General features: G+C 47.6%; 33 protein-coding genes. 29 read left to right on the plus strand and 4 right to left on the minus strand.

The window, feature by feature from the left end:
* Nucleotides 1–2 precede the first annotated feature (2 nt).
* A complete protein-coding gene (locus tag OO778_RS05165; RefSeq protein WP_206949281.1) occupies nt 3–644 on the minus strand; it encodes a phage repressor protein CI in 642 nt (213 codons plus the stop codon).
* Between the two features lie 148 nt (nt 645–792).
* On the opposite strand from OO778_RS05165, the gene OO778_RS05170 reads away from it, so the two are divergent.
* From OO778_RS05170 to OO778_RS05215, 10 genes are all read left to right on the plus strand, one after another.
* Nucleotides 793–1,005, plus strand: a complete 213-nt coding sequence (locus OO778_RS05170; protein ID WP_017821157.1) for a hypothetical protein — start codon at nt 793–795, stop codon at nt 1,003–1,005.
* Between the two features lie 110 nt (nt 1,006–1,115).
* Nucleotides 1,116–1,655 (plus strand): phage regulatory CII family protein, encoded by a 540-nt coding sequence (locus OO778_RS05175; protein ID WP_264910881.1) that lies wholly within the window; start codon nt 1,116–1,118, stop codon nt 1,653–1,655.
* 9 nt (nt 1,656–1,664) lie between these two features.
* Complete coding sequence (locus OO778_RS05180) at nt 1,665–2,000, plus strand: hypothetical protein (RefSeq protein WP_258458525.1); 336 nt, start codon at nt 1,665–1,667, stop codon at nt 1,998–2,000.
* A 63-nt stretch (nt 2,001–2,063) separates the two neighbouring features.
* On the plus strand, nt 2,064–2,351 hold the full coding sequence (locus OO778_RS05185) for a hypothetical protein (protein WP_258458524.1): 288 nt from the start codon (nt 2,064–2,066) through the stop codon (nt 2,349–2,351).
* Nucleotides 2,348–2,569 (plus strand): hypothetical protein, encoded by a 222-nt coding sequence (locus OO778_RS05190; protein WP_258458523.1) that lies wholly within the window; start codon nt 2,348–2,350, stop codon nt 2,567–2,569. The genes OO778_RS05185 and OO778_RS05190 overlap by 4 nt, the downstream gene beginning before the upstream one ends.
* Nucleotides 2,551–2,778 carry a hypothetical protein gene (locus OO778_RS05195; RefSeq protein ID WP_203519135.1) on the plus strand — a complete coding sequence of 76 codons (228 nt, stop codon included), beginning with the start codon at nt 2,551–2,553 and terminating at the stop codon, nt 2,776–2,778. The genes OO778_RS05190 and OO778_RS05195 overlap by 19 nt, the downstream gene beginning before the upstream one ends.
* Nucleotides 2,775–3,014, plus strand: a complete 240-nt coding sequence (locus tag OO778_RS05200; protein WP_054576242.1) for a hypothetical protein — start codon at nt 2,775–2,777, stop codon at nt 3,012–3,014. Before OO778_RS05195 ends, OO778_RS05200 begins: the two co-directional genes overlap by 4 nt.
* Nucleotides 3,001–5,103 carry a hypothetical protein gene (locus OO778_RS05205; RefSeq protein ID WP_264910886.1) on the plus strand — a complete coding sequence of 701 codons (2,103 nt, stop codon included), beginning with the start codon at nt 3,001–3,003 and terminating at the stop codon, nt 5,101–5,103. The genes OO778_RS05200 and OO778_RS05205 overlap by 14 nt, the downstream gene beginning before the upstream one ends.
* 324 nt (nt 5,104–5,427) lie before the next feature.
* Entirely contained in the window at nt 5,428–6,003 is a 576-nt protein-coding gene (locus tag OO778_RS05210; protein WP_206949276.1) for a hypothetical protein, read from the plus strand.
* 152 nt (nt 6,004–6,155) lie between these two features.
* Nucleotides 6,156–6,383: a hypothetical protein gene (locus OO778_RS05215; RefSeq protein ID WP_264910888.1), complete on the plus strand. Its 228-nt coding sequence runs from the start codon at nt 6,156–6,158 to the stop codon at nt 6,381–6,383.
* A gap of 1 nt (nt 6,384) precedes the next feature.
* Here OO778_RS05215 and OO778_RS05220 read toward each other — a convergent pair whose 3' ends face one another.
* From OO778_RS05220 to OO778_RS05230, 3 genes are all read right to left on the minus strand, one after another.
* Nucleotides 6,385–6,636 carry an ogr/Delta-like zinc finger family protein gene (locus tag OO778_RS05220; RefSeq protein ID WP_079765352.1) on the minus strand — a complete coding sequence of 84 codons (252 nt, stop codon included), beginning with the start codon at nt 6,634–6,636 and terminating at the stop codon, nt 6,385–6,387.
* A 582-nt stretch (nt 6,637–7,218) separates the two neighbouring features.
* Nucleotides 7,219–8,253, minus strand: coding sequence for a phage portal protein (locus OO778_RS05225; RefSeq protein WP_206949275.1), 1,035 nt, complete (start codon nt 8,251–8,253; stop codon nt 7,219–7,221).
* Nucleotides 8,250–10,031 (minus strand): terminase family protein, encoded by a 1,782-nt coding sequence (locus tag OO778_RS05230; RefSeq protein ID WP_264910891.1) that lies wholly within the window; start codon nt 10,029–10,031, stop codon nt 8,250–8,252. The genes OO778_RS05225 and OO778_RS05230 overlap by 4 nt, the downstream gene beginning before the upstream one ends.
* Before the next feature lie 175 nt (nt 10,032–10,206).
* Between OO778_RS05230 and OO778_RS05235 the strand changes: the two genes are divergently transcribed.
* The 19 genes from OO778_RS05235 to OO778_RS05325 all read left to right on the plus strand — a co-directional run bounded on the left by OO778_RS05235 (nt 10,207) and on the right by OO778_RS05325 (nt 24,583).
* Nucleotides 10,207–11,142: a GPO family capsid scaffolding protein gene (locus OO778_RS05235; RefSeq protein ID WP_256955315.1), complete on the plus strand. Its 936-nt coding sequence runs from the start codon at nt 10,207–10,209 to the stop codon at nt 11,140–11,142.
* A complete protein-coding gene (locus OO778_RS05240) occupies nt 11,143–12,183 on the plus strand; it encodes a phage major capsid protein, P2 family (protein ID WP_264910894.1) in 1,041 nt (346 codons plus the stop codon). It abuts the gene before it with no gap.
* Between the two features lie 9 nt (nt 12,184–12,192).
* Nucleotides 12,193–12,897 carry a phage terminase small subunit gene (gene gpM, locus OO778_RS05245; protein WP_264910895.1) on the plus strand — a complete coding sequence of 235 codons (705 nt, stop codon included), beginning with the start codon at nt 12,193–12,195 and terminating at the stop codon, nt 12,895–12,897.
* A gap of 109 nt (nt 12,898–13,006) precedes the next feature.
* Complete coding sequence (locus OO778_RS05250) at nt 13,007–13,471, plus strand: head completion/stabilization protein (RefSeq protein WP_074191622.1); 465 nt, start codon at nt 13,007–13,009, stop codon at nt 13,469–13,471.
* Nucleotides 13,468–13,992, plus strand: a complete 525-nt coding sequence (locus OO778_RS05255; RefSeq protein WP_074191621.1) for a phage tail protein — start codon at nt 13,468–13,470, stop codon at nt 13,990–13,992. The genes OO778_RS05250 and OO778_RS05255 overlap by 4 nt, the downstream gene beginning before the upstream one ends.
* Nucleotides 13,979–14,356: a hypothetical protein gene (locus OO778_RS05260; protein WP_074191620.1), complete on the plus strand. Its 378-nt coding sequence runs from the start codon at nt 13,979–13,981 to the stop codon at nt 14,354–14,356. Before OO778_RS05255 ends, OO778_RS05260 begins: the two co-directional genes overlap by 14 nt.
* Nucleotides 14,343–14,681 (plus strand): hypothetical protein, encoded by a 339-nt coding sequence (locus OO778_RS05265; RefSeq protein ID WP_074191619.1) that lies wholly within the window; start codon nt 14,343–14,345, stop codon nt 14,679–14,681. The genes OO778_RS05260 and OO778_RS05265 overlap by 14 nt, the downstream gene beginning before the upstream one ends.
* A 3-nt stretch (nt 14,682–14,684) precedes the next feature.
* Nucleotides 14,685–15,794, plus strand: a complete 1,110-nt coding sequence (locus OO778_RS05270; RefSeq protein ID WP_256955318.1) for a DUF2586 domain-containing protein — start codon at nt 14,685–14,687, stop codon at nt 15,792–15,794.
* A complete protein-coding gene (locus OO778_RS05275) occupies nt 15,795–16,250 on the plus strand; it encodes a phage protein (protein WP_074191617.1) in 456 nt (151 codons plus the stop codon).
* A 12-nt stretch (nt 16,251–16,262) separates the two neighbouring features.
* Nucleotides 16,263–16,466 carry a TraR/DksA C4-type zinc finger protein gene (locus OO778_RS05280; protein WP_074191616.1) on the plus strand — a complete coding sequence of 68 codons (204 nt, stop codon included), beginning with the start codon at nt 16,263–16,265 and terminating at the stop codon, nt 16,464–16,466.
* Between the two features lie 4 nt (nt 16,467–16,470).
* Nucleotides 16,471–16,680 (plus strand): HP1 family phage holin, encoded by a 210-nt coding sequence (locus tag OO778_RS05285; protein ID WP_264910900.1) that lies wholly within the window; start codon nt 16,471–16,473, stop codon nt 16,678–16,680.
* Complete coding sequence (locus OO778_RS05290) at nt 16,667–17,257, plus strand: lysozyme (protein WP_074191614.1); 591 nt, start codon at nt 16,667–16,669, stop codon at nt 17,255–17,257. Before OO778_RS05285 ends, OO778_RS05290 begins: the two co-directional genes overlap by 14 nt.
* On the plus strand, nt 17,232–17,573 hold the full coding sequence (locus tag OO778_RS05295; protein WP_264910902.1) for a hypothetical protein: 342 nt from the start codon (nt 17,232–17,234) through the stop codon (nt 17,571–17,573). The genes OO778_RS05290 and OO778_RS05295 overlap by 26 nt, the downstream gene beginning before the upstream one ends.
* Before the next feature lie 203 nt (nt 17,574–17,776).
* A complete protein-coding gene (locus OO778_RS05300) occupies nt 17,777–18,040 on the plus strand; it encodes a putative phage tail assembly chaperone (protein WP_256955324.1) in 264 nt (87 codons plus the stop codon).
* A gap of 185 nt (nt 18,041–18,225) precedes the next feature.
* On the plus strand, nt 18,226–20,964 hold the full coding sequence (locus tag OO778_RS05305) for a phage tail tape measure protein (protein WP_264910905.1): 2,739 nt from the start codon (nt 18,226–18,228) through the stop codon (nt 20,962–20,964).
* Nucleotides 20,961–21,287 (plus strand): DUF2590 family protein, encoded by a 327-nt coding sequence (locus tag OO778_RS05310; RefSeq protein ID WP_264910907.1) that lies wholly within the window; start codon nt 20,961–20,963, stop codon nt 21,285–21,287. Before OO778_RS05305 ends, OO778_RS05310 begins: the two co-directional genes overlap by 4 nt.
* Nucleotides 21,284–22,468, plus strand: a complete 1,185-nt coding sequence (locus OO778_RS05315) for a baseplate J/gp47 family protein (protein ID WP_264910909.1) — start codon at nt 21,284–21,286, stop codon at nt 22,466–22,468. The genes OO778_RS05310 and OO778_RS05315 overlap by 4 nt, the downstream gene beginning before the upstream one ends.
* Nucleotides 22,461–23,042 carry a phage tail protein gene (locus tag OO778_RS05320; protein ID WP_256955328.1) on the plus strand — a complete coding sequence of 194 codons (582 nt, stop codon included), beginning with the start codon at nt 22,461–22,463 and terminating at the stop codon, nt 23,040–23,042. Before OO778_RS05315 ends, OO778_RS05320 begins: the two co-directional genes overlap by 8 nt.
* A 2-nt stretch (nt 23,043–23,044) precedes the next feature.
* Nucleotides 23,045–24,583: a phage tail protein gene (locus OO778_RS05325; RefSeq protein WP_264910910.1), complete on the plus strand. Its 1,539-nt coding sequence runs from the start codon at nt 23,045–23,047 to the stop codon at nt 24,581–24,583.
* Nucleotides 24,584–24,585 lie beyond the last annotated feature (2 nt).

Raw genomic sequence — 24,585 nt, forward strand, 5'->3', positions numbered from 1 at the left:
AATTATTCTTTTCTTAATGTCACCGCCACGCGGCCAATCACTTTTATATCTTCTTCTGATACTTCAACGGTGCTGTCACCAAACACCACGGCAAGTTTTTTACCTGGTAAGCGTTGGATATGGTTTATCGACAAGGTTCCGTCAATGTCTATTAAATATTTGCCCGAGGCGGGGTTCGTAGAGTCTTTATCAACGAGGTATAAAGCATCATTTGTTTCAACTTCAATCGTCACCTCAGCATTGAGGTTAAAGCTATTAAATCTGCGGATAGCGTAGGGTAACTCACCGGTGTCTAAAAGCTCCCCGTTGGTTAAGCAGTAGCTTTTTATCTGGACTGAGTTGTGTTGCGGAGAAGGTGTAGCAGCTGCTTTTTTGGCTGTACGTTTTGTCGCCGAATGAGCTTTAAATCGGTCTTCTGGCTTTAAAGCCAACTCCTCCATTGGGATTCCCAAAGCTAAATGAGCTCTAACCATTAGTTCATGAGAAGTTCGGTTATGAGTATTCCAAGTGCTGAAAGTGCTTTTGGGTACGTCATATACGAACGCCATTTCTTGAAAGTTCTTACACCCTGTCAAACGCTTCAAATTTTCTGTGAAATCAGTGCCTTTCAAGTAATTGAAAGGTTCTATTTTACGAATGCTCATGACTCAAAGTTCTCATTTTCGAATTAATTTGTCGTTTTTTGTTGAAAGTTCGCAAATGACGATCAATAATTCCTGTGTGTTTCGGAAGTCACGCCGACCAAAGCAAGAGACAACCGAAGAAGATAGACATAAATACAAGGATATCACCATGTTAACGTACAAGATACCTCCACTAAGTCCATATGTGACTTACGAAGAATACTCCCGCCTTACTGGTTTACCTATGGGCACCATCAAGCAATACGTGACTGAAGGTCGCGTCATCATCAAGCCCAAAGACAAACGCCGCGATAAGCCATTGATTAACATGGTTGCTATGCACGAAATGGCGGCACGTGAAGCCATTGCTGCGCTTGGGTAAGTAATGGGCTTTTCCTCTCTTATTCCAGCTAAAACGCACTGTCCAATGTGGCTAAATGAGTTCTCGTTGGTTGTCATTCTCGTACCGCCTTTCATGTAAGAGTGTGGATCATGGACGCAAATATCGCTATGTACGGATTCCGCGAACGCAAACAGCAATCTTTCAACGCTGCATGTTGCGATTTCGCCATCAATCACAATATGGAAAAGCTGGCACCGCGAATTGGGCTTACTGGGAGAATGCTGCGTAACAAGCTAAACCCAGAACAGCCTCACAAACTGGATCCAGTGGATTTGGCATTGCTGAGTAAAGAATCCGGCGATTACACCATTGTGAACACACTCTTTGCTGACCTAGGTGTCGTGACGGTTCAGTTACCTCAAGACGGGGAAGATAAGAACCTTTTAGAGCGCACGCTGCTTAATAGCCAATATTCCGGTGAGCTGTCTAGCGATGCAATGCACATGTGCAGTGCAGACCGTTTACCTCGCAGTCAAAAACGAAAAACCATCGCCAAGGTTCAAGCGGCCATCGGCAACCTGGTTTTGTTCGTCAACGATTTAGAAAACCGCACCACCGGCTTTCAGCCACTCATGCAAATGGGCACAGATTTCCTCGCCAACGGTGCGCCACTTCCGGGCTTAGCCTAAGGAGAGCCAATGAGTCAGTTAGCTATTCAACAGGAACAACAAAAGCAAATACCCAACGCCAACGAGAGCATTGCCGCTTGTAAAGCTCTGTTTAATGGTTCCGCTACGCGCGGCAAGTTGAAGCAGTTGTGGAACGCGATGCCACCACGTTTTCGCGGTATGGTTTTAGTCGCCGGTGATCTGAAAGCCTCGGATTATGTGCGAGAGTTTGAAAGTTTTAATGATTTGGAGCTTCAAAAAATCCGTAGCGGCATGCAACAGATTAAAGAAATCGCGACGTTGTTCGATCGCAATCTTGGTGACGTTCGACGCCTCAAGCATTACCAATTCAGTAGTACGCATTAATTCTCCAAGCCTTTGCCCCTGTAACAGGGGGCTTTTTTTCGTCTTAGCGTAGGAGCATAAAAGATGAATCTAAATGAAGTTGCAAACAAACTCGCTATCCAAACAACCATTAATAGTCTGTTTGCTTTGGCGTTAGATAGCTCAGATGTCATCAGTATTCGTATCGAGTACTCGTCAAAAATGAGCCTTCTCAACGTGATTGTGTTTGATGAGAACACAACGAATCACGCTCACAACGTTGTATTGATTGATAAAGAGCGTGCGCTAGAAGAACTACTAAATATTGAAGATTACCTGATTGAACGCATTGCTGTTCGCCGCGACCAAATGGAATCGGAGGATGCAGCATGAGTATTAGTTCGAGCGAAGCCAACCAGTTAATTGAAATGTTGAAAGACCGATTGGAAGAGTGTTGTGACTGCATCGAAGCTGGCTATGAGATTACGCGTTCTGCCGGATACACGACTATTGATGCAGAGTTAACGGTGGAAGGAGGGCGCTCTTTTATTGATGAGGCAAGTCGCTACTTAGAAGAACAGGAGCGAGCTTCATGCACTACGCCGCAATAATGCTTTGCCCAGATGGCGGCATCATCCGCCATGAAGACACCCAACAAGTCGCCAATGTAATGGTTGGCGATTTCGACTCACTAGACCAAGCGATCGAACAAGCGTGTGTATCCCTCAGTTGCACTCATTTAACCAAAGGCGTTTTGAGCAAAGGCAATGGGAAAGGCGGCTTTATGTTGGTAACGACCCAAGAACTGGAGGCGGTATGAAAAATAAAAGGATCACTTCAGTTAGTGTCGGTGATGATGTCATTCAAATTTTGGAAGGACGAACAAAAACATATGAAAAGTGTGCTATTGCATATTTTGCTGGGCCGGAAGGATGGGGCATAACCATGACTATTCGACTCGAAGAGGTCGAAGGTTTTCTGAAGTCTCCTGATACACAGAGACTATTCGTTAAGTTTTCGAAAGAAAAATTAGGGATAGAGTATGAACCAGTCTGACCTTCTCTATATCGGCGGGGCAGTGATGCCCCTAGACCGAATCAAAAATAATGACGCCAGCTATAATGCTGGTTTTTTAGGTTCCAAAATTTACTCAGACCAAGAACAAGCGCTTTTGGATAGCGGAATGGTCAAAAAAATAGCGATATATGACCGCGTTCCCAATCGAAAGTCTAAGCGTGAGCGAGATCTTCAAGAGCGAACTGACTTCTATAAATCTGTAAATTACCTCTCGGAACACGACCGCGAAGCGGCGGCGAGAATCGCCGAAGAGTATAGGCTAGTCAAAGGGCGCAAAAGTCCGACAGAGAAATTTCGTCATAGAAAGGACAAGCAAATTAGGCAATTGATGAGCCTGAGCAAGTCTCTGCGTCCTAAACATATCGTAAGCAATACCGACGCTAACTTCAGCCACGACGCGTTGTATGAGGCTAACGAGCGCTCAAAACCTAGCATTCTTAATCAGAATGGTAAGCGAGCAAAAGGTGAGCCGAATAAGATTCCGATTTCGATGCAGTTAATGCACCGGTCTTGGAACGAGACTTACAAGTTTCAGGCGGTAACTGAAACACCGTCCAGCGCTGCACCTGCAGAAAACTGCGGTGAAAGGTTCTCGGAAAAACTCACCTCTCGCTCTGTGTCTAAAATTTTTGAGGCAGGCGCTTACACTGCAGCTTGTCACGGTGGGTTCTCAACGTTCCTGACGCTTACCTTCACCAAAGCACAGCGGCTGGCCATATTCGGCGGAATGTTGGATGGAAGTGACTGTGCCAGCATGGGTTCACATCATCCGATAATCTATAAGCGTAACATGGTGACGGTACATCCAAAGCGCGATGAAAAGAAAGTAGACCAGCCAATCACTGATATTGGCGGTGAATACTGGTTGTTTCCGACCAGAGATAGCAAGCGAGTGAAGGTTATGAACCAGAACGGTGTCATTGCTGGTCCGTATTGCGACCTCAAACAAAAACCAAAGCAAGAATTCTCGATGGAGAAGACTTTGGAAACGACGATAGGCAAAGAGGTTTCTCGTTTTCTCGATGGTGCGAAGAAGATGTACCAACGCGGCTGGGTGGCAGACCACATAATTCAAACCGATACAGACAGCGGACAAAAGTACTGCGATTTAACTCACGAGAAAGTAGCTAAGTACGTTCAACCAAGCGATGTTGGCCCAACGAATCAACCTGCAGACTTCCATTATATTTGGGTTGCTGAGTGTCCGGCTAATGAAGACGGTGAGCCAAATCCACATGTTCATATTTTGTTGAGATGGACAGTACCAGAGCATCTCTTTAGTCCTTGGGCTAAGCGACTTGAAAAGATATGGGGGCACGGGTTTGCGAAATTAGAGCGAATCAAAAAGCCAAAAGCCGCCGGTTCTTACATTATCAAAGCAGTCGGCTATGCCGCTAAAGGTGAAAATGCTGACCAAGGGCTAATCAAGGGAAATCGATACAATATCGCGAAGTGCTCAAGAGCTCCTGCTTGGGAAACTCTTGCTTCGTTTGAAGCAGGAAATATGACCGCAATAATTAAGGAGTTGGGCTACAAACTTGAGCAATGGAAAAAGCCAATTAAGCGGAAAATCCGCAAGCTACGAAATGCCAAAGAGCAAACCATCAAGGCCAAAGCGATTGCCAAAAAGCAGCAGAAATCTGAGGAATATCAGAACAAGCTTTATCAGAGAATCATCCGTTTGGAAAAGCAGGCCGAAAAGCTGAGTCAGAACTTACATAGCAGGGGAGTGCACGTGAATACGAGCAATCGCTTCTGTATTACGTTTGAAGGAGAACTGGCTAAGGATAAAGTAGACAAGTTTATGGTTTGGGCTGCTGGTGCAAGAGGGTGGTCATTGAATTGTAGAGATCTGGACCTGAGCGATATAAAACAGAATGCGAGCCACTTCTATCAATCTGAATATCAGCGATTTAAGGAAAATCAGTCCTATTGGCAATCACTATTACATGAATCTACACCATACATGGAAGTTGATGAAAGTGAGCTTTCTTATTGGTATAGCATTACGGCAGATTATCTCGAGGGGCGGCTTTTGCCAGTGTGTCATCGGGTTGAAAAAAATTAAATTCGAGACTTATATCGAAAAAGAGCTGCTAGTACGGTTGCTTATATTCCATATGAACTATTGAGTGTTTACTCGTCGAACTGTCAAATGCTAAACAGCACTCTAGTAGTAAGTGGAGTGAATGACGAAAACTAATTTAAGTACCTCGGGATATAAATCGAATAGGTCTCGCGAACCTAAAGCAGGTGAACCAAAACCGAACTAGAGGTATGAGCTCCATCATATTATTCCAGGAAAAGGTCAATATTAGTTAAATAATATGAGAAGAATTCGTCTTAATATTCATATGAATAAAAGAGGCATAAATGCTTCAGAGAATGATGTATGACAGTTTATAGAATTGCAGATAAGTTGGATGAGTATCAGGCGATTAGTACGTGTCCTGATGATGTCGCTGTTCAGTTAGGTGATTTTGATCTGTTTGAACGAATTTTGTTACAGGCAGCAGAAAACGATTCATTATCAGATATTTGGCAGGATGTCGAAGTGCAGTTTACTGATGTTCTGCACAAAAACTCTCTTGTACCGGATGTCAGCCTCTGGATTAGAACATATCTTGTTCTATCTCCCAAAGCTTTTGATGTTCTTTATCAGGAACTCAAAAAAGGTGGAGAGTTTTTACCTGTTCGGTGCAATGGCTCTCAATGGTATTTCTACACGACTTTTCAGTTTGGCTTAGAAGATAAGCAAAAGTGTATTGAAAAGATTGAATATGGCTATCGCGCAGGTTTGGAAGTTTTGGTCTTTGATGAGCAAGATTTAGAAGATAAGTTAATTTTCAAATCTAAGATGGAAGAAGCGGGAACTCTTTATTGCACCGATAAGTTCAAGTCTCTTTGCGAAAAATATCAGTTTGATAGCATAAGGTTTTCTTCAAGTTTGACGAATCCATTTGGTTAGATTTCAGGCGAAAGATATAAAGCTCTTTACTTTATGCTAAGTGAAAGTAAAGAGCTTTATCGCCATAGCAGAATGATGATAAGCACCAATCAACACTAGAAAGCTGTATAAATATACAGTATATTTTGCTGGTGACTGATAAGGGTGTTGATATGTCGAACAAAAATCAAAACGATATCTTGTTGTCTGCTTTAGAAATCGTCATTGATGGTGTGGCTAATAGTGAGGCGACAGAGAGAACTCGAGCAGCTGGTGCGTATATCGCAGGCTTAATACTTGCGGATGCAAAGGGGCAATTAGACACCAAAAAACAACAAGCCATCTTGAGTATTATCGAGATGGCTTGCGAAACGGAGAGTACTGCTTTTATGTCGAAGTAATTTACAACATAGATAGTTGGTGTTTGAGCTGTTGCCGTGCCTCTGGCGGCAACGCCTTACACAAGTTGAATGCCAGTTGGCTTGTCGTTTTTGCCGATGGGCTCAACGTATGGCTATAAGACAAATTCATCACAAATGTATGTCCACATTCTGGGTCACTGCAGCTGCAATACAAATCTGAATGACTGTTGGTTAAGCGGTTGGATTTTTGGATACGGCTTTTGCTTCCACACTCCGGGCACAACACTCTCATATAAAACACCTAGCTTATTGACTGACTTAATAATCATACGTCAAAAGGCTGTGTTTTTATACAGTTTTACGGCTCTTCTAACCCAAGTTCAACCTCTTAGACTACCTATACTATTCTCTTATCAAAGGGCAGTTCGCTTGTGAAAACCTGCCACGTAAAGGAGCGAGCGCGTGACGTAAAATGCACTCCTCCTCCCCACCTGCGACGTTTTCGATCTAGAAAATTTTGAAATTCCTCTGAATGCAAAAAGCCAGGAGGTAGAGTCGCCCACAAACAAGCGTTAAACCCTTTTGTGGTAAGGGCTTCAAGACTACGTAAACACCGCTGAGAATGGCTTATATTGGGTCTGATAAAATTTCAACGATTGAAATTTTTTGAAAGAAATTGAAAAAGCAGAGATGGCGCACTAATTATGGAGGATGATTAAGTGGCTAATTTTAAAGTCTTTTTATATTTTACGTCACGGTTCTAGGTGATCTGAACGATCAGGTGATGATCTGAAAAAAGATCTCTGATCTCTTATGTGACAAGGGCTGAACACCAATTTCAGCCCCATACAGAATTTCAATTTATTGCAGAGGTTTAAGCCACCTCTTGACCAGTACTTAAGTCAAAATCAAAGTGCAAATGCTTAGGAATCTCCGGGTCGGAGTTGATCTCATCCATCATCAGTTTGCACACTGGGATAATCTCATCCTTGGCGTATTCAATGCCGACTTTGATTGGGTCAGGTAAGGTTGCACCAGGTTCTGGCATCATGCCGCCTTTACCACCCGGGAAGCGGTGGCCTACCAGAATATCCTGCGCGGTAATGTTCTTGATTCGTTCGAACTCATCTTTGGTGGCAATATCACCGACAGGGATAAGTTGAATCCCTTTCTCTGCCCCGTTAGGAATGTTCACAAACATACTCTGGAAATTACCTACACCCTTAGAGCTACGAATTGCCTCTTTAAGTTTCTTCTCGTCTTGCTTGCCTAAGTTCGGGTCGGTCGCATAGAAAATGAAGCCCATGTGTGCACCATTCAGGTAGTACTTACGGCGAAACAGGGTTGCTTCTTTGTTGAGTAGCGAGCTTTGAATACTTCCCACATAGTCTGCCCCGCCATAAATCTGTTGCTCTGGGTCGTACTGAGGTAAGAAGATGACATCCTCTTTCTTTAATGTCTTTTGCTCAATTTGGTCATTGTTGCCGCGTTGTAAGAAAGCAAAATTACCGTTCTTTCGCTTGCGAAGAAACATGGTAGGAATCTGCTCTAAGCGAATCACCCTACCAAAGTAGTTGCGAACCTTGAGCCAGGCACAGTCACCGAAGGTAAAGTAGTCATGGCAGTTACCTTGGAACTGACGTCGTCGCATGCCGCCACCCTGAATAAAGCGTGCGGTCACATAATTGGCTCGCGCCCGAAGTAGTGAGCCATGGTAAGCATTTGCTCTTGATATTTTGGCGAGTCCACGGCGTGAGATAGGGGGCTCCCAATAATCTTCAAACTCATTGTAAAAAAGCGCGGTGTAATCGGTAAGCCATCGGTTTGGATCTACGGGTTCAGCAACCGGGTCTAAGCTGTACGAGGATTCTTTTTTTGTTTCTGAGTTGTCAATGAGTGTTTCGGTCATGCTGCTAAATCCCAGGTTGATTTGGTTGGGTCACTGTAATCTAAAGGTTCATTAATCACGGCGTGGCTGATCGCCCAGAAAGCATCGGCGTGGCCGGTTAGTTCACTCCGCTCGGCTTTAAATGTCATGTTGCCGCCACTTTTAGTCGGAGCTCGTTTGATGGCCATGAACGCCATTGCCACATCTTTCTCGTCTGCATCAAACTGAATGCGTTTGGCCTCCACGACATCAATCATTTTCATCACCAGGCGGGTTTTATTCTCGTTGCTGTAGTGGATGGCCACTGCTTCTCGTGGAAATTTCTTGTGCAGTAAATCCCACACACCGGCACCAATACCGGTGGTATCAATGCCGATATAAGTCATGTTGTAGCGCTTGGCGATTTTCTCTATCTGCTGAACCTGGTACTGGAAGTTGAGACCGCGCCAATAGTGCTTTTCTAAAATACGGAATTTCTCAACTGCTACGATAGGAGGCGCGACGACCACAAAGCAGCCGTTGTCTCGCGTCCGGGATGGGTCATAGCCGCCCCATACTTCACGGCGACCAAATGGTGAGTCGCTGTCTCGCGTAAAGTCTTGCCAGGTTGAAGCATCAACCATCGCTTTTTCAAGATCAGAGAACTTAAACACCGCATTGGCGCCATCAACAAACACGCACATAAACAAGTTGTCGAAGTCGTCTTTGCTGTATTCGTCGCGGAGTTCATCAATATCGAAAAGGTCACAGCCACCGGCGGCGGCATCCTCAATCGTAACAACGTAACGCCATTGTTTATCGGGGCATAACCGCCCACCGTCACGGTATTCGTCAAAACGAGGAAACTCAATCTTTGAACGGTTGCTGTCGTTACCTTTCCAAAGTTCCCCCGTCCAAAATGGGTAAGCTTGATGCGTTTTTGATGATGGTGTTGAGAAGTAGGTTTTACGCCACTTTTTATGCGTGGCCATCGCCGAAGCCAGCTTGTTTAACTTGGCAAAATCACGTATCCAGAAATATTCATCAATATAAACGTGGCCATGATAACTCTGAGCGGTATTCGAGTTAGTAGACAGGAAATGCAGCTCTGCGCCATTTGGCAACATCATTGGATTACCTTTGAGCTCGATGTCTAGGAACTCACGGGCAATAGCGATGATGTAGCGGCGGAACACTTCAGACTGGGCCCGGGAGGCTGAAAGGAAAATCTGGTTGTCGCCAGTCAGTACCGCATTCTCCAGGGCTTCGCCACTAAAGTAATATGTAGCGCCAATCTGGCGGGATTTTAGGATGTTGCGTGTTCGCTGATGCAGGTTATCGCGCATCACATGCTGGTAGCCAAACAGCGATTCGTGCCACAGCTTAAAGCTTTTCTCTGTTACGCCTTCAAACGCTGCTGCTTTCTTACTTTCAGACTTGGTTTTCTTCTTACCCGGCTTGCGTGAACTTTCAACTGCTTTAGGTTTTGCTTTGTCAGCTGGCTGAGTATCACTCGCAGGTTCACCAGAATTACCGGCTGCGCGAAGCTTTTTGAGTTTGGTGTGATGGTTGATGAGCATGTCCAGCATTTTGAGTTGGGCAGGTGTCGGTTCCTCCTTTTCCATTAGAACTTCAATTCTGCGCGCCATCGATTCATCAATAGTTTGCTCGCGCAGCATATCCCGCCAACCATACTTGTCAGCCCAGTAATAGATGATTCGATTACTGTTGATGCCAAGTTCGTCAGCGATTTCTTGAGGTGTCCAGGCCTTTAGATAAAGCGCCCGGGCAGCATGTCGGGTTTCAGGGGAATAAGCCATAAGCGAATCATACGCCCTGAAAACTTGCAAATGACTAACATAAATTCGGATAAATTCGGATATGGGCTAAATCCGAATTGTTAGGAAATGAAGTGGCTGAAAGGACTTAGTCAAAGGCGTATCGTTTGCCGTAACCAAGACATTGACTGACATTTTTGACTAGGTAGATACGTAAATGGCGAAAACCAGTGACTGGAAAATTGTAGCAACTGAGGGAGCAACCGTTGATGGCCGCACCATTACTGCTACATGGATTAAAGACATGGCGGAAACCTATTCCCATGACTTAACCACTGCGCTGATTTGGCCAGAGCATTACAAAGGCGATACCCCCTGGGGACCATATGAAGGCAAAAACTGGGGTGTGGTTGAAGAGCTAAAAGCAGAGAAACGGGCAGGTAAATTGCGCCTATTTGCGCGATTAACGCCGAATCATTACCTATTGGCTGCGAACAAAGACGGTCAGAAGCTTTTCACCTCTATAGAGCCGGACCCGGATTACTGCGGTAATGGTCGTTGCTACCTACGTGGTATTGGTGTCACGGATAAACCGGCTAGTACAGGAACCACTCGTCTTAAATTCTCAGACCAATCCGGCAAAGAGGTTGAACGTGAAGTGTCACAGCTAGAAGAGCTGGATTTTTCAGAGTGTCAGCCTAAAGCCAACCCTCTCAGCAACTTCTTTTCTGCATTGGCAAACCTCGCCTTGCATGGAGAGCTTACAACCGGCTCTCAACCAATTGAATCAACTCTCATTGAGGATGATGAACCCATGAACCAAGAGCAGTTCACTCAAATGATGTCAAAACTAGATGGCATCGAATCCAAACAGACTGAACTTGAGCAGCAACAGAAGCAATTCTCTGAACAGCTTAACCAAGGTCAAGATGGCAGTGGCGAAGAGCAAACACCGCCAGTACAGCAAAGCCAAACTGTTGTACCAGAGTCAGGTCTTTCGGCTGAACAATTTAGTCAGCTAATCGGCAAGATTGACAACATCGTAACTCAACAAAATTCGCTAGATGCTCAGTTCAAAGCACTGAAGCAGGAAGCGCCGAACCAAGAACTTGGCCAAGGTGACACGGGTGAATCGCTAATGGAGGCTGTGTAAATGCTGAATGCTATTTCAACCCAGTACCTACAAGAATATAACGCGGCCATTGCATCGAGTGCTGGCGTCGACGATGCCTCAAAGCAGTTCAGCATTACACCGGTAATGGAAACCAAACTGCAGCAAGCGATCGTCGAATCGGATGCATTTCTTGGCAAAATCTCCAATATCCTCGTTGACCAAATTAAAGGCCAGGTGATCGATGTCGGTGACAGTGGCCTAACGACTGGTCGTGTTAAAGATGGTCGCTTTAGCGCATCGCTGGACCAAGGCGGCAACACCTATGAGCTGGTAGAAACAGACTCAGGTGCACACATTAACTGGATTACCTTAACCATTTGGGCGAACTCTGGCTCAAAAGGGGAATGGGTTAAGTTAATGAACAACGCGATCACGCGCAGCTTCGCTCTGGATAAGCTTCGCATCGGTTTCCACGGCATTGACGCATCAGCAGTAACAACAGACCCAAGTACGAAACCCATGGGGCAGGATGTCAACAAGGGCTGGCTACAAATCGTTAAAGAGAAAGCGCCAGATCAAGTTAATCCAGCGGCACAACTGGATGCCGCCGGAGCCACTAAGGGCGCATATAAAAATCTGGATTCATTGGTTAATGATTTGGTGAACACCACCATTCATGAAGTTCATGTCGATGATCCTGACCTTGTCGTATTGGTTGGCCGTAACCTTGTCGCAGCAGAGCAGCACCGTTTGTTGGAAGCGGCAGAGGTACCAACGGAGCACAAAGCAGCGCAGCAATTAGCGAAGACCATTGCCGGTAAAAAAGCGTATATCCCACCATTTTTCCCATCAAACATGGTGTGGGTAACAAACCTGAAGAACCTGCAGATCCTGACCCAAAAAGGTACGCAATGGCGTAAGTCTCGCAATGAAGAAGATCGTAAACGCTTTGAAACCTCCTACTTGCGTATGGAAGGGTACGCGGTCGGTAATCTTCATAAGTTCGCAGCCATTGAGAATGTTGAAATTGTCGATGCTGCAGCACCTGAAACAGTCGATACTACAGAACCCCAAGCGTAGTAGATAACCATGCTTAGTCCCCTTGCACGACAACGCCAGCAAGCCAAGCAACAACGCGCAACGGCTACCCATTCGGTGGTGGCGGTTGCCAGTCAGAGTCTACATGTGTTGCTTGCTGAACTAGAGAACGATGAACGAGCGCTCAAAGGCCTTGCTCGTATTGATGAAAAAGTGGAACACAAACGTTCGGTACTTATCCCCAAATACAAACCCCATGTGGAAGAGTATTTAGCTAAAGGGGAAAACTACCGCAATCCACTTCTCGGCAAAATGGTGATCTGGCTATTCGATACCGAAGACCTGGAAACCGCCATTGCCTGGTGTGATAAAGCGATTGAGCAAGGGCTAGAAACGGGCTTTAAAAGAGACTTCGCCCATTTCTGCGCAGACAGCACCTTAGCCTGGGCAGAGAAAATGGCGGCAAATGGTCACTCCATCGAGCCCTATTTCAGCCAGGTGTTTGAAAAAGTGCGCACCAAGTGGCGATTGAAAGAAAAACCAACGGCCAAGTGGTTTAAGTTTGCGGGCCTTCACCTGCTGCGCAACAGCAATGGCGTACCACGCCCAGCGGCCGTCGGTGATCTCGAAACGCTTAACCAGTCATTGGCACTACTGATCGAGGCCAACAACCAATACGACAAAATTGGCGTTGGCGACAAGATAAACCGAGTTAGAGCACGCATCAGCGCTTTGACCACAGGTAAGAACCTGTAAAGGCTCCTACACCCACCGGACTTCGGCTGGCGAGGTTGAAATAACACTTAGTGTCGATTTCTAACCGTCGACCCAGTGGGCAGAAGTCCACCAATTAAGGACTAGTTCAATGTTTGATGGCAAATCGTCACAAAGTTACCAAAGCACCGAGATCGAGAACGATGGATTTTGGCCAAACCTCAACGTAGGTGACTTTGAAAAGCGTCGTGGCATCCCATCAAATTTTGATTCGGAAGCTGTGGCATTGGCGCTGGCCGCCGCAGTAAGTCAAATCAACATTGAGCTGGCCTCGATGAAAGCAGGCTACGAGGCCGAAGGTATTACCAAAGCTGAAGAGATACCGGGATTGCCAAAGGTATTGGGCAAAAACAACATCATCGTACTGTATGAAAAAGCGGTATTTGCCAGAGCCAAAGCAGACATGGTTTCAGAGTTCGCCACTGTATCGACCAAAGAAGCCGGTGATCGAGTGGCAGAAAGTGAGCGGGATATCACAGAGCGCTTACTTGCAGAGAGCCAGCAGCATATCCGGGCCATCAGTGGTAATACGCGTTGTGGAGTAGAACTGTTATGACAGAACCACTCAACCAGTACCAGGCGGGCTTTATGCTACAAGGGCTTAACCAGCACTTAAGTAGCACTATTGATGAACGTTTGCACAAGCATTTTGAATGTTGGATGGAAGACATTCAGCTTAAGTTTGCTCCCAAAAACCAAGGGTTGGGCCGTGACATCGGCTGGATGGAATACACCGCTGTATTCAGTTTTGAGCGGTTTCCATTTAAGAAGCAAAACCCTGCCGCGGTAATGGCAAACACTTTGGCGTGGTTGGATGACAACGACGAATTTAGAGAGAAATTTGACCTGGCGGATCCAAGCTTTGACATCGAACCAGAAAGCGACAGCACAGTGGTTATGACTCTTGAGGTCGATATGACTGAGCCGCTGATGCTCGTCGAAGACCCAGACGGTGATATTTACTGGGATGGCAAGCGCTGGAAGAACGCTCCTTATGAGATTTGGTGTGCTGAGCATATTGATGTGATTAACGCCAATAACCCAGCCAGTCCGGTAACGGTCGATGATCAAAATTAGCGTGGATAAGCAGTCAGAGCTGGGCGTACTTGATTCGTTGAAAGCCATGACATTGCCGCCAAAGCGCAGAAAGCGATTATTGCAAGCAGCGGCAAAAGGCTCTGTGCAGACTTCGCGACAAAACCAGCGGAGCCAAAAAACACCCCTGGGCAGAAACTGGAGAAAGCGATCGGGTACCAGCCGCAAGAAAATGCAAGTTCGCTTAGCCAGGCTGTTAACTGTCACTGGTAATGATGGCAATACCGCTGTGATCGGCTGGCGCAAAAGTGCCACTGCGAGAGTGGCAGCAAAGCAACACTATGGCCATCGTCAGCGGCATACCAGAGCCGCAGCAATAAAGGCACTGCGACATGGCAAAAAATAAAAGCCGGTTGCAACAGGCTTTAAAGGAAATTGGCGGTGGGCACGGTGGCGCAACCAGGGCTCAAGCCAAGGCTTTAAAAGATGAGGGTTTTCGTGTCTTTGCCAGGCGTATCAACCCGAATGCCCCAATTGGCAAGCTTCGCAAACCAAGCATGAGGTGGATACAGAATAACCTCAGCCAAGAACAAGCCGGGCTAATTCTTCGCCAGATGCGCGGCGCACCGAAAGAGTCCTGGGAAACCGTGTTACCTGCTCGGCCGTTTACTCAGGTAGACAAAAAGAAAGCGCGAGCGGCACTTCGCAAAGAACTTAAAAGAGGAAGATAACCAATGGCATGGCCAATTATCAACGTAAAAGCTCTTAACCAATTACAGGGGCCAGTGACTGAAGTTGAGCGTCACTTCCTCTTTCTCGGTACGGGCACCAAGAATGCAGGCAAGTTGTTGTCTGTGAATACGCAAACTGACTTTGGCGAACTGTTAGACGATGGTGTGCTTAAAGACAATTTGCAGGCCGCCATGGTGAACGCCGGGCAGAACTGGTCAGCAGGGGTTTACGTTCTTACGGCGCCGGAAGACTGGACCCAGGCGGTAAAAGATGCGCAACAAACACAAAGCTTTGAAGCTGTGGTGCATACCGTTCCTACCACTGACAAAGCGGCGGTGACTGCAGCGCAGGAACTCTACCATGAACTGATTGCTAAGTATGGTCGCTGGACATTCATGATGTTGGCTCTGCCTGGTATTGATAAGCAGACCGAAACATGGTCGGACTATGAGGCATCAATGGTCGCGGTTCAAGATACCTTGGCTGCAGATGGCGTCATGCTGGTTCCCGAAGTGCTACCACAAGCGATTGGCAAGTTGGCGGGTCGTCTGTGTAACCGGGCAGCATCGGTGGCTGATACCCCAATGCGGGTGAAAACCGGTGCATTGGTTGGTGATGTGACCAAGCCAGTTGACATGAATGGTGTCGAGCTCTCTACGGCAACACTACAAACTCTGGAGCAAAACCGTCTTTCGGTTCCAGCCTGGTTCCCGGACTTCGACGGCATCTATTGGGCTGATGGTCGCATGCTCGATGTCGAGGGCGGTGACTTCCAGGTGGTCGAGAACCGTCGAGTGATTGACAAAATTGCCCGCCGGGTTCGTTTGATCGCAATTGCTGACATCGGTGACCGTTCGTTCAATAGTACGCCAGCAAGCACTGCTCGCGCCAAAATGCGCTACACAAGGCCAATGCGTGAAATGGCGAAGAGTACAACGATTGGACAAGTCGTTATTCCGGGTGAAATCGAAAGCCCGAAAGAAGGTGCCATTGCCATCACCTGGAAAACGAAAAACACAGTCGAGATTTATATGACGGCTACGCCGCTCGACTGTCCGAAATCCATCACAGCAGGTCTTATGTTAGATCTGAGCAGTCCGGAGGCCGCGTAAATGGGAAAACGAATTTCAGGTATGAGCTTTGATGTCGATATTCACGGCAGCTTAATTCACGTAGAAAAAGCCACAGTCTCAATTACCGATGATAGCCAGGCTGCGCAAACACGTGGCGTGCCGGACGACTTCACCGATGGTGCGGTCAGTGCAGACGTTGAATACGAACTGGATACCAAAAACTTCAAGTTGTTGGTCGAAGCGGCAAAAGCGGCGGGTAGCTGGCGTGGTATTGAACCCCATGATTGCCTGTTTTACGCCAATACCGGTGGTGAAGAGTTAGAAATCAAAGTGCATGGCGTCAAGCTGATGATTGATAGCTTGCTGGATATCGATCCAAGTTCGTCGGACAAGTCTAAGCACAAAATCAAAGGTGTTGTGACCAGTCCGGACTTTATCCATATCGATGGTGTGCCGTACCTCAGTGCGGATGACACCCGCGATCTAATCGGTTAATGGGGAGGCGCGATGGATGTGTTTGATCGCGCCAGTGCGCTCGAAGCCAAACAGACCCAAATGGCACTGGCCAACCATATGGCACAAAAGACCAAAGCGGTGGACCAGGAGAGTGCCAAAGAGTGCATTGAATGTGACGCGGCTATTCCCGAGGGAAGACGCCAGGCGATAAAGGGCTGTCAGCTATGCGTCAACTGCCAGGCGAAGAAGGAATAGCAGAATGAAAGACTGGTTCGACAAAATAACCAGCGGCATTGCTTACTTCATGTCGTTAGCTGGAATGACAATCAGCAAACTGACGTTTGAGCAGTGGTACTTCATCTTGTCGCTGTTGATTGGCCTGGCGGCTTTGGGCCTGAACTACTGGCACAAACGGGCGATGCAACGAATCGCCGAAGCAAAAGGAGTCGCCATCAATGAAATTGAGTAAGCGAATTATATGTTCAGTCGCAGCGGTGATCGGTCTGGTGACTGGCGGAGCGACGCTGCATGGCTCGAACCTGACTCAACCCGTTGGTCAGGTGGTGATCGCCGACCAGCCATTAGGTCAGCTGAGAATCAGCCCCAAAGGGCTAGAAATTATCGGCAATGCGGAAGGTTGTCGGCAGAACCCTTATACCTGCCCCGGAGGCGTGTTAACCAACGGCATTGGTAATACTCATGGCGTACCCGGTACCCCGGTCACGCTTGAGCAAGTTGCCACTGACTGGGTTAAGAACATCCAGGAAGCCGAGCGATGTGTTATGGCGGCAGAAAGCATCTCTGGCAAGTCCATGTCTGCCGGGCAGTTTGATGCGTTTACGTCGTTCGTTTTTAACTTTGGCTGCAGCAAATTTCGCAAAAACAGAGATGGTTCCGATACGCGTATCTACCGGGCGATAAAACAAGGTCGTTACACACAAGCCTGTGGACATATCACCGAGTGGGTGAAGAGCCAGGGCGTGGTGTTGGAAGGCTTGGTAACTCGTCGGGGGATTGAGCGTGAACGGTGCATGGAAGTGGATTAAGTGGTTACTTGTCGCTGTTGTGGGGGCAGCAATGATGTCGATGTGGTTAATGCTTAAAGCCAGCAAAGCTGAGCAAGTTGCGCTGAGAGCTCGGTTAGAAGCGGTAAAGCAAGCGAACCAAACCAGCCAGTTAACCATTCAGACTCTGCAGAGTGACCAGGTACACATGAACCAGCTACTCGTGCAGCGGGTTCAAACAGAGCAACAAACACAAAGGCAACTCAATGAGCAAGTGGCAGAACTTACCCAGAAAATGGCAAACATTGAATGTCATATTCCTTCTGATGTTACTGACAGCTTGCGCGAGCCCTATTGAGCCGGTTCGAACCGAGCTGATCATAAAACTGCCGCCGCCCGGGCTTATCGTTCCTTGTGAAAAACCCAAGGTTGAAGGGACGTGGCCAGAGGTCGTGACAGAAGACATACCCAAGCTGAAAGCGGCACTTAAACCGTGTGCCCAACAGGCTATCGATTATTTAAATTGGCGTGCGAAGCACGAACAACCAAAGGAAAGTCAAAATGACTAAACAAGTTATCACCTTAGTGGCTAATGGCACAGAAATTCGTTTTGCGCCAACGCTTGAAGCATTCAACAAACTTACCAATGAAACTACCCCGTTCGACAAAGTTGCTCCGGCAACTAACTATCTGCGCCGCATCGTGCATAAAGATGACAAGCCAGCGCTGGATGAAGTGCTGTCTAAACCGGGGGCCGTCATGCAGCTTGCCGGTGCCGTGAATAACGAGTTCCAAGGTGATCTTGAGATCGAAGTAAAAAACTAATCCGTCACGCCAAAGCGATTGAAGACAATGAACTAGAGCAGGTATTCGCCCTTAAAGCGCATTACCTGCCTCACGAACCCAATACCACAGAGAACTATGCCCGGGCCTTGTGGCTCGCAAAGCACCAAGCGCAAACCGTGGCAAACGGCATTGCAAAAGCCTTTTCATCTGGAGATTGATCATTAATGACTTCCGTAGATAAATTGATGATGCAAATCGGGTTGCAGGACTACGCAACCAAGCCCCTTAAGGGCATCCAGAAAACCGTGACTCAAACGGCAGATGTCAGCCGCCAGTCATGGGAACAGATGGCTGGCGGTGCGGCCAGTGCTCTTGGTTCTGGGTTTGCTATCAAACAAGCCTTGATGCCGGCCATCGAAATGGACCGGGTACTCGGTGAAGTAAAATCGCTTGGCGTGATTGATGCCGACCTTAACACCCTTCAACAAACCGCTTTAGCATTCTCTTCTGCTTACGGCAAATCAGCCACTGAAGTTGTCGGCGCCGCTTATGACATAAAATCCGCCATGGGCGATATGTCTGGCGCTGATTTGGCTGGAGTAACCGAAAGCTCGGCCATTCTTGCTGCCGCCACCAAAGCCGATACCGCCACCATCACCAGCTACATGGGCACCTTGTACTCCGTATACCAGGAGAACGCGGACGCGATGGGCAAAGATAATTGGGCCGAACGTGTTGCTGGCATGACGGCCAAATCTGTTGAGAAGTTTAAAACCACCGGCCAAGGCATGTCGGATGCTTTCAGAGGTGTCGGTTCACTGGCGAAAACTCACGGCATTGAGATGCAAAACCAAATGGCGATATTGGGAATGCTGCAAGGTTCAATGTCTGGCTCTGAGGCGGGTACCAAATACAAAGCTTTCCTCAACGGAGCGGTTAAAGCGCAGGATAAACTTGGCCTGAGCTTTACTGATACCAACGGCAAGCTGCTCCCGATGTATGACATTCTGTCGGCTATCAAGGGAGAGTTTGGTGATCTGGATTCGACAGAAATCAGTCAGCTAAAAACGGCATTTGGCTCTGATGAAGCGGTTATGGTGGTGACAGACCTTATAGGTAAAACGAATGCCCTGAAAGCAAATATCACTGACTTGTCTGGCGCAGCGAATCTGGATGTGGCCAAAAACATGGCAGGAGCCATGACCGACCAATGGGAACGACTGGAGTCCAGTTGGTATGCCATCCGCGCCGGGGCATTTGGCCTTATTTTACCTGCCATTAATAGCGTGGCCGGTGCCATGGCTGACGGCCTGACAACGCTACTTGGATACACACAAGAGTACCCAACCTTAACAAGTTACGCGGGTTATCTGGCATTAGCCATCGCTGGCGGTGCGGGTGTGATCGGGGTGTACAACCTAACTCTGGGAGCAAGCAAGCTGGCCATGAACGCTCTGAGGGCTCCAATGCTCTTCACCAAAGTCAGCGTTCTTAGCCTAAACGGAGCGTACACCAAAGCAAAATGGTCCATGTGGGCATTTAACTATTCAATGTTAAAGCAAGGCGTTTACGCGAAAAATGCTTCTCTCGCCTCTAAAGCCTATGCCGTATCCACGTTCCTGGTTGATAAAGCACTGATGGCTGCATCTGGAGGGTTCAAGGCTTTTGGTCTTGCTGCACTTAAAAGTGCCATATTGATGATGGCTAACCCGATTTTCTGGATACCAGCGGCGATCGCCGCGGTTGGAGTGGCTACCTATGCGCTGATCTCTAACTGGGATACGATGGTCACAGCACTCAGTGATTGGTGGTTGTTCGAACAAATTGGCAAAGGTTTTGATTTTATCGTTGGCATGTGGAACAGCGCAGTAGATAACATCTTAAGCAACCCGTTTGTTCAATACCTATCTTCTGAGTTTGAGTGGATGTTTGCCCGGGCTTCGAGTGTATTCCAGGGTATTGCCTTAGCTGGCCAAGGAGCATGGAAAATACTAAGTGCCAGCGTTCAGTGGCTGCTGACACCGCTAACGGTAACATGGACGGCATTTAAGGGCTTCTTCACTTTGTTAAAAGATGGCCCGGCCGCAGCGATGCAGGTATGGGGCACGATACCTGACCACTTTACTGCTATCTGGCAAAGTGTCACTGCTGGCTTCGGTATGGTCTATGACGGCATTGCGCTGTTTATCACCTCCGTACTTGATGTCCTGAAAAGCCCGTTCAACCTGGTAGGTGATGGCATTGATTGGTTGATTGATAAAATTAACCTGATCCCGGGTATTAATATTGGCAGTGAAGTTGAGCAGCCAATTGTGCCGGAAGTCTCAGCGCAAAAAGCGGATTACCTGTTGGGTAACTACCGACAGCCGCTATCAACGTACAGCTACAATACTCAGCCAGGCCAACAAAGCGCGATCGAGTATCAAACCCAGATAGAGCAACTTAAGCAGCTACCGACTTATCAAAGTACGGTGCAGTATCAAGCGTATGCAGAGCAGCCCGCAGTCACACCATTAGATGGCAGCATCAATTATAACGCTCAACTGCCTAATACCGTATTGCCAGAAGTGGGGCAGCCAAGCCCTATTGAGTACAAGGCACAACTGCAAACGCTCTCAAGTTTGCCGGAGTACCAGTCAGCAGCTCAATACAAAGCAGAGTTTGCAGCGGCAACAGCGCCAGCACTGGATGGGTCAGTCAATTACGCGGCCAACATGCCGAGCATTGACCCGGATGTGATTGACTTCAAAGAGCGCCGTGAACAAATCACACGCCCAATCTCCGACTACGTAAACGGCGACATCAAACAACGTCAATCGGTGGCGAACTACATCACCCAATCGGGTAGCAACGGCTACACCGATAACAGCAAAAACATGCACACCGGTGACATTGTGATCAAACAAGAACAGCCATTTACTCCGGAACAACTGGCTGAATGGCAGGAGTTGGCGACACCATGAGTGAGCGATATATAGATTTGTTGGTGTCTGAGGGCGGAATTGATTTTGATGCCGGTCAGCAACCTATCTACACCAATAACCGCAATAGCATCGCCCAAGATATTAAGCACGCCATATTAGAAAGCGGGTTGTTACGAGAGATGCAGGCAGAGCGCAACCGGGCATTAAGAGCCGATGTATTAACCCAGATTGAGATGCTGGTTGAAGACGATGAACGCATAGTGCCAGGTACCGCAGACGTCACCGAACAAACGGCAGAGAAAATCTGGATATTCGCTGAAACCGAAGACTACGGCCCAATCAATTATGGAGTCGCAATATGAGTAACCGACCAAGCATTGACTTTAAGCAGCTCATTGCTGATGAGGGCATACCGACCACCGAAGAAGCCATTGCGGTGGAGCTGGAAAAAGAAGTGGTCGCCGCGGGAAGCAAGGTGTCTAACGACAGCCGCATGTCGCCGTTCTGGCGCCTGGTCAAGGCCATTGTGTTCACGCCAACCTTATGGCTGATTGATTCACTCTTAGCTAAGCATGTCCTGCCGAATGTTTTTGCTGCAACGGCTAAAGGTATCTATGTTGACCTCAAAGCCTGGGAGGTTGATTTGGAGCGTAAAAAAGCCACCAAGACACGTGGCGTGGTCGAGTTTTTCAAAGAAGCGCCGGCGAACCCAGTGCTTATCCCATCAGGAACGGTCATTGAGACCACACAGATAGATGGAAAAATCTATCGACTGACGGTGGAGAGTGACGTGTTAATCGCGGAGAACGAAACAAGCGGCTATGTCGTTTGTGAAGCCGAGGAATCTGGCGAGGGTTACAACCTGCCCGCGGGGTACTACTCCATTTTGCCCGTTGGTGTCTCTGGTATTACCCATGCCGTGAACCAGGCGGATTGGATCACCACCTATGGCAGCGATGTTGAAGAAGATGATGATCTGGCGTTACGTACTCGCAATCAGTTTAGTGTGGTCGGCCGCTACCACATTGATGCAATTTACCGTTCTATGCTGGCCAGTGTCGCTGGTATTCGAAGTGACCAAATTTACTTTGAGCATGATGCGCCGCGTGGTCCGGGAACCGCAAATGCTTACATTCTGATGGATGTCGGTCTAACCCCGTCACATCTGTTGGTTCAGCTTAACAACTACGTCATGAGCGAAGGGAACCATGGTCATGGTGATGATTTGCTGGTGCTCTCGGTACCAGATACCCATCACACCGTCACCGCCACGATCGTAGCAAAGCCGAATGTCGGAGAGGCGCGCAAAGCGCAAATGCAGGCGGAAATTGAGCATATGATCCGGGCTGCCTTTCGGGAGTCTGACACCTACAAAGCGGTGACCCGAACCTATCCGGTCAGCCGGTTCTCTTTCTCTCAGCTGGCAACCGAGATCCACAACCTGCTTAGTGAAGACTTACTGAGCCTGCGTTTTGACAATGCTGATATTGAAAGCCAACTTGAAGTACCCCGGCTTACCAATGTGGTGGTGAAATATGGTTGATCACAATAAGCAAGCGCCAGAACTGCCACAACATCAGGCGCCTTGGTGGATGGATGGCAAAACCATCGCTGAAGAACTGAAAGAGCCATATTTCCTTGCTAATGGCGTGATGAGTTTTTGGCAGCGGGTGAGAGCCTGGTTGTTGTTTCCATTGCTACAGCTCGACCCGCTGACCTGCAATGAAAAACTGCTCAGGTTACTGGCATGGGATAGAGACATTACGCGCTTCAAAGAGGAGCCGCTCGCGCTATTTCGTAAGCGGGTGAAGTACGCGTTTGTAAATGCCCGGGATGCCGGAGAAAAAAACGGGTTCATTCGAATTTTCCAGCGCTTGGGTATCGGTCAGATTGAAATTGATGAACGCGTACCGGGGCGCGAGTGGGACATCATCACTTTGCGTTTGAGTGACAGCCAGTTGTCTGACAACGCGAAGTTACTGGAAGTCTTGCTGCAGCACTATGGCCGTACCTGCCGCCGCTATGAGTACCAAATTATCACGCCGACCGAACTTGAGCTGAATACGGCTCCGTTAGATTGGGAGCATCAGTGCCATGTCGCTGTGTTAGAGGAATAACAATGTCACAAACCGTAATTACCAAAGCATTTGAGTCATACAAAGCGCAGCAAGAAGCAGTATCACAACCGGTAATACTGGATGAGTTTGTACTGGCGAATGTGCCGGGGCTTGACCCTACTTTGCCAATTGACCGTGAAGAAGGTATTCCCACAGAACATATAGTGCATGTAACGGACGTGCACCAGGACGGGTTTGTGAACCCGAATGCCGTGGTTTACTCCATCACACTGGACACGCGTATTGGCGATTTCGATTTCAACTGGATAGGGCTGCGGAACAAAGCAACCGGCACCCTGGCTGCAATTACGCATTTGCCGACCATTACAAAATATAAGTCGATACCCGGGGTGAAGAATGGCAACGCGATTACCCGCTCGATTTTAATGAGCTATGTGGGCGCCAAATCTGCAACGGGAATCACCGTGGATGCGTCAACGTGGCAAATCGATTTTACCGCGCGGCTTTTCGGTATTGATGAAGCAGAACGTTTGGCAAATCGTGACCACTATGGCCCGGCATCGTTCTTTGCTGACGGGTTCCTGGTCTACAAAGATGCTGAAGGCCACAAGGTTAACGCGGGACTTGCTTATGTCGAAGGGCTACGTAGTGAATTGGCGGAAACACAATCGCTGTCTGTGCCAGCCGGTAAACAGTTCGTTTATGTCGACACGAGTTGGCAAGGGCAAGTAACCAGCCGTTGGCAAAGCCACGTAGTTGTGACGGTGAGTAATACCGAGCTTAACCACTACACCGACGATGACGGCGTTGAACATTTTGTCAGTAAACTGGCGACTATCGAAGCCGATGGTCAGGTCGTTGATCATCGTACGTTAAAGCCCGATTACGCATCTAAAGACTATGTTCAGGATTTAGTAAGTACCAAGTCGGGTAAAGGTCACAACCACAATGATGATTATTATCTAAAGCACCAAGTTGACACACTAAACGCTGACATCAGGGAAGACACGTTCTATGCACAAGGTAAAACGAGTCTATATGAAGGTTTAGATGCTGTACCTTGGGATGTGAAGTCGGGTGTGTATCAAGCCTCCTTGCCTGGCTCTCATGGTGAGCTAGTTCTTCACATGCTAGCAAAGAGCACCTCAACGTCTGCAGCGCAGTTTCGTTTTAGGTATAAAAACGGTGGAGCTTATTACCGTTCCTCACGAGATCAATATGGTTTTGAGGAGGGTTGGGTTCGCTTGGATAAGCACGAACAGTTTTTGCATTTATGGAGCTCCCAAACAGAGCACACATTGACGCGGAATGGTTATAGCAAAGCATATTTGCTAGTTCGGAAATATTCTGAAACCAGGATAAGAATTGATGCGGATAGTTTTAAGAATGACGATGAAATTGTTATCTGCAACCAAATAGAAAACGCCGGAAAAGTTACGGTTGTTTTAGAGACAACACGAGGAGCAAAAATTTATGCCCCCGACAATACCGGACATGCGAGCGTTACGATAACAGGGCGATGCAAGGCAACATTTAGAGTCACCGGAAGTAATTTTTATATTTCCTCAGTTACCCAATAGGA

The sequence above is a fragment of the Vibrio sp. STUT-A16 genome, from assembly GCF_026000495.1.
GTDB lineage: Bacteria > Pseudomonadota > Gammaproteobacteria > Enterobacterales > Vibrionaceae > Vibrio > Vibrio diabolicus.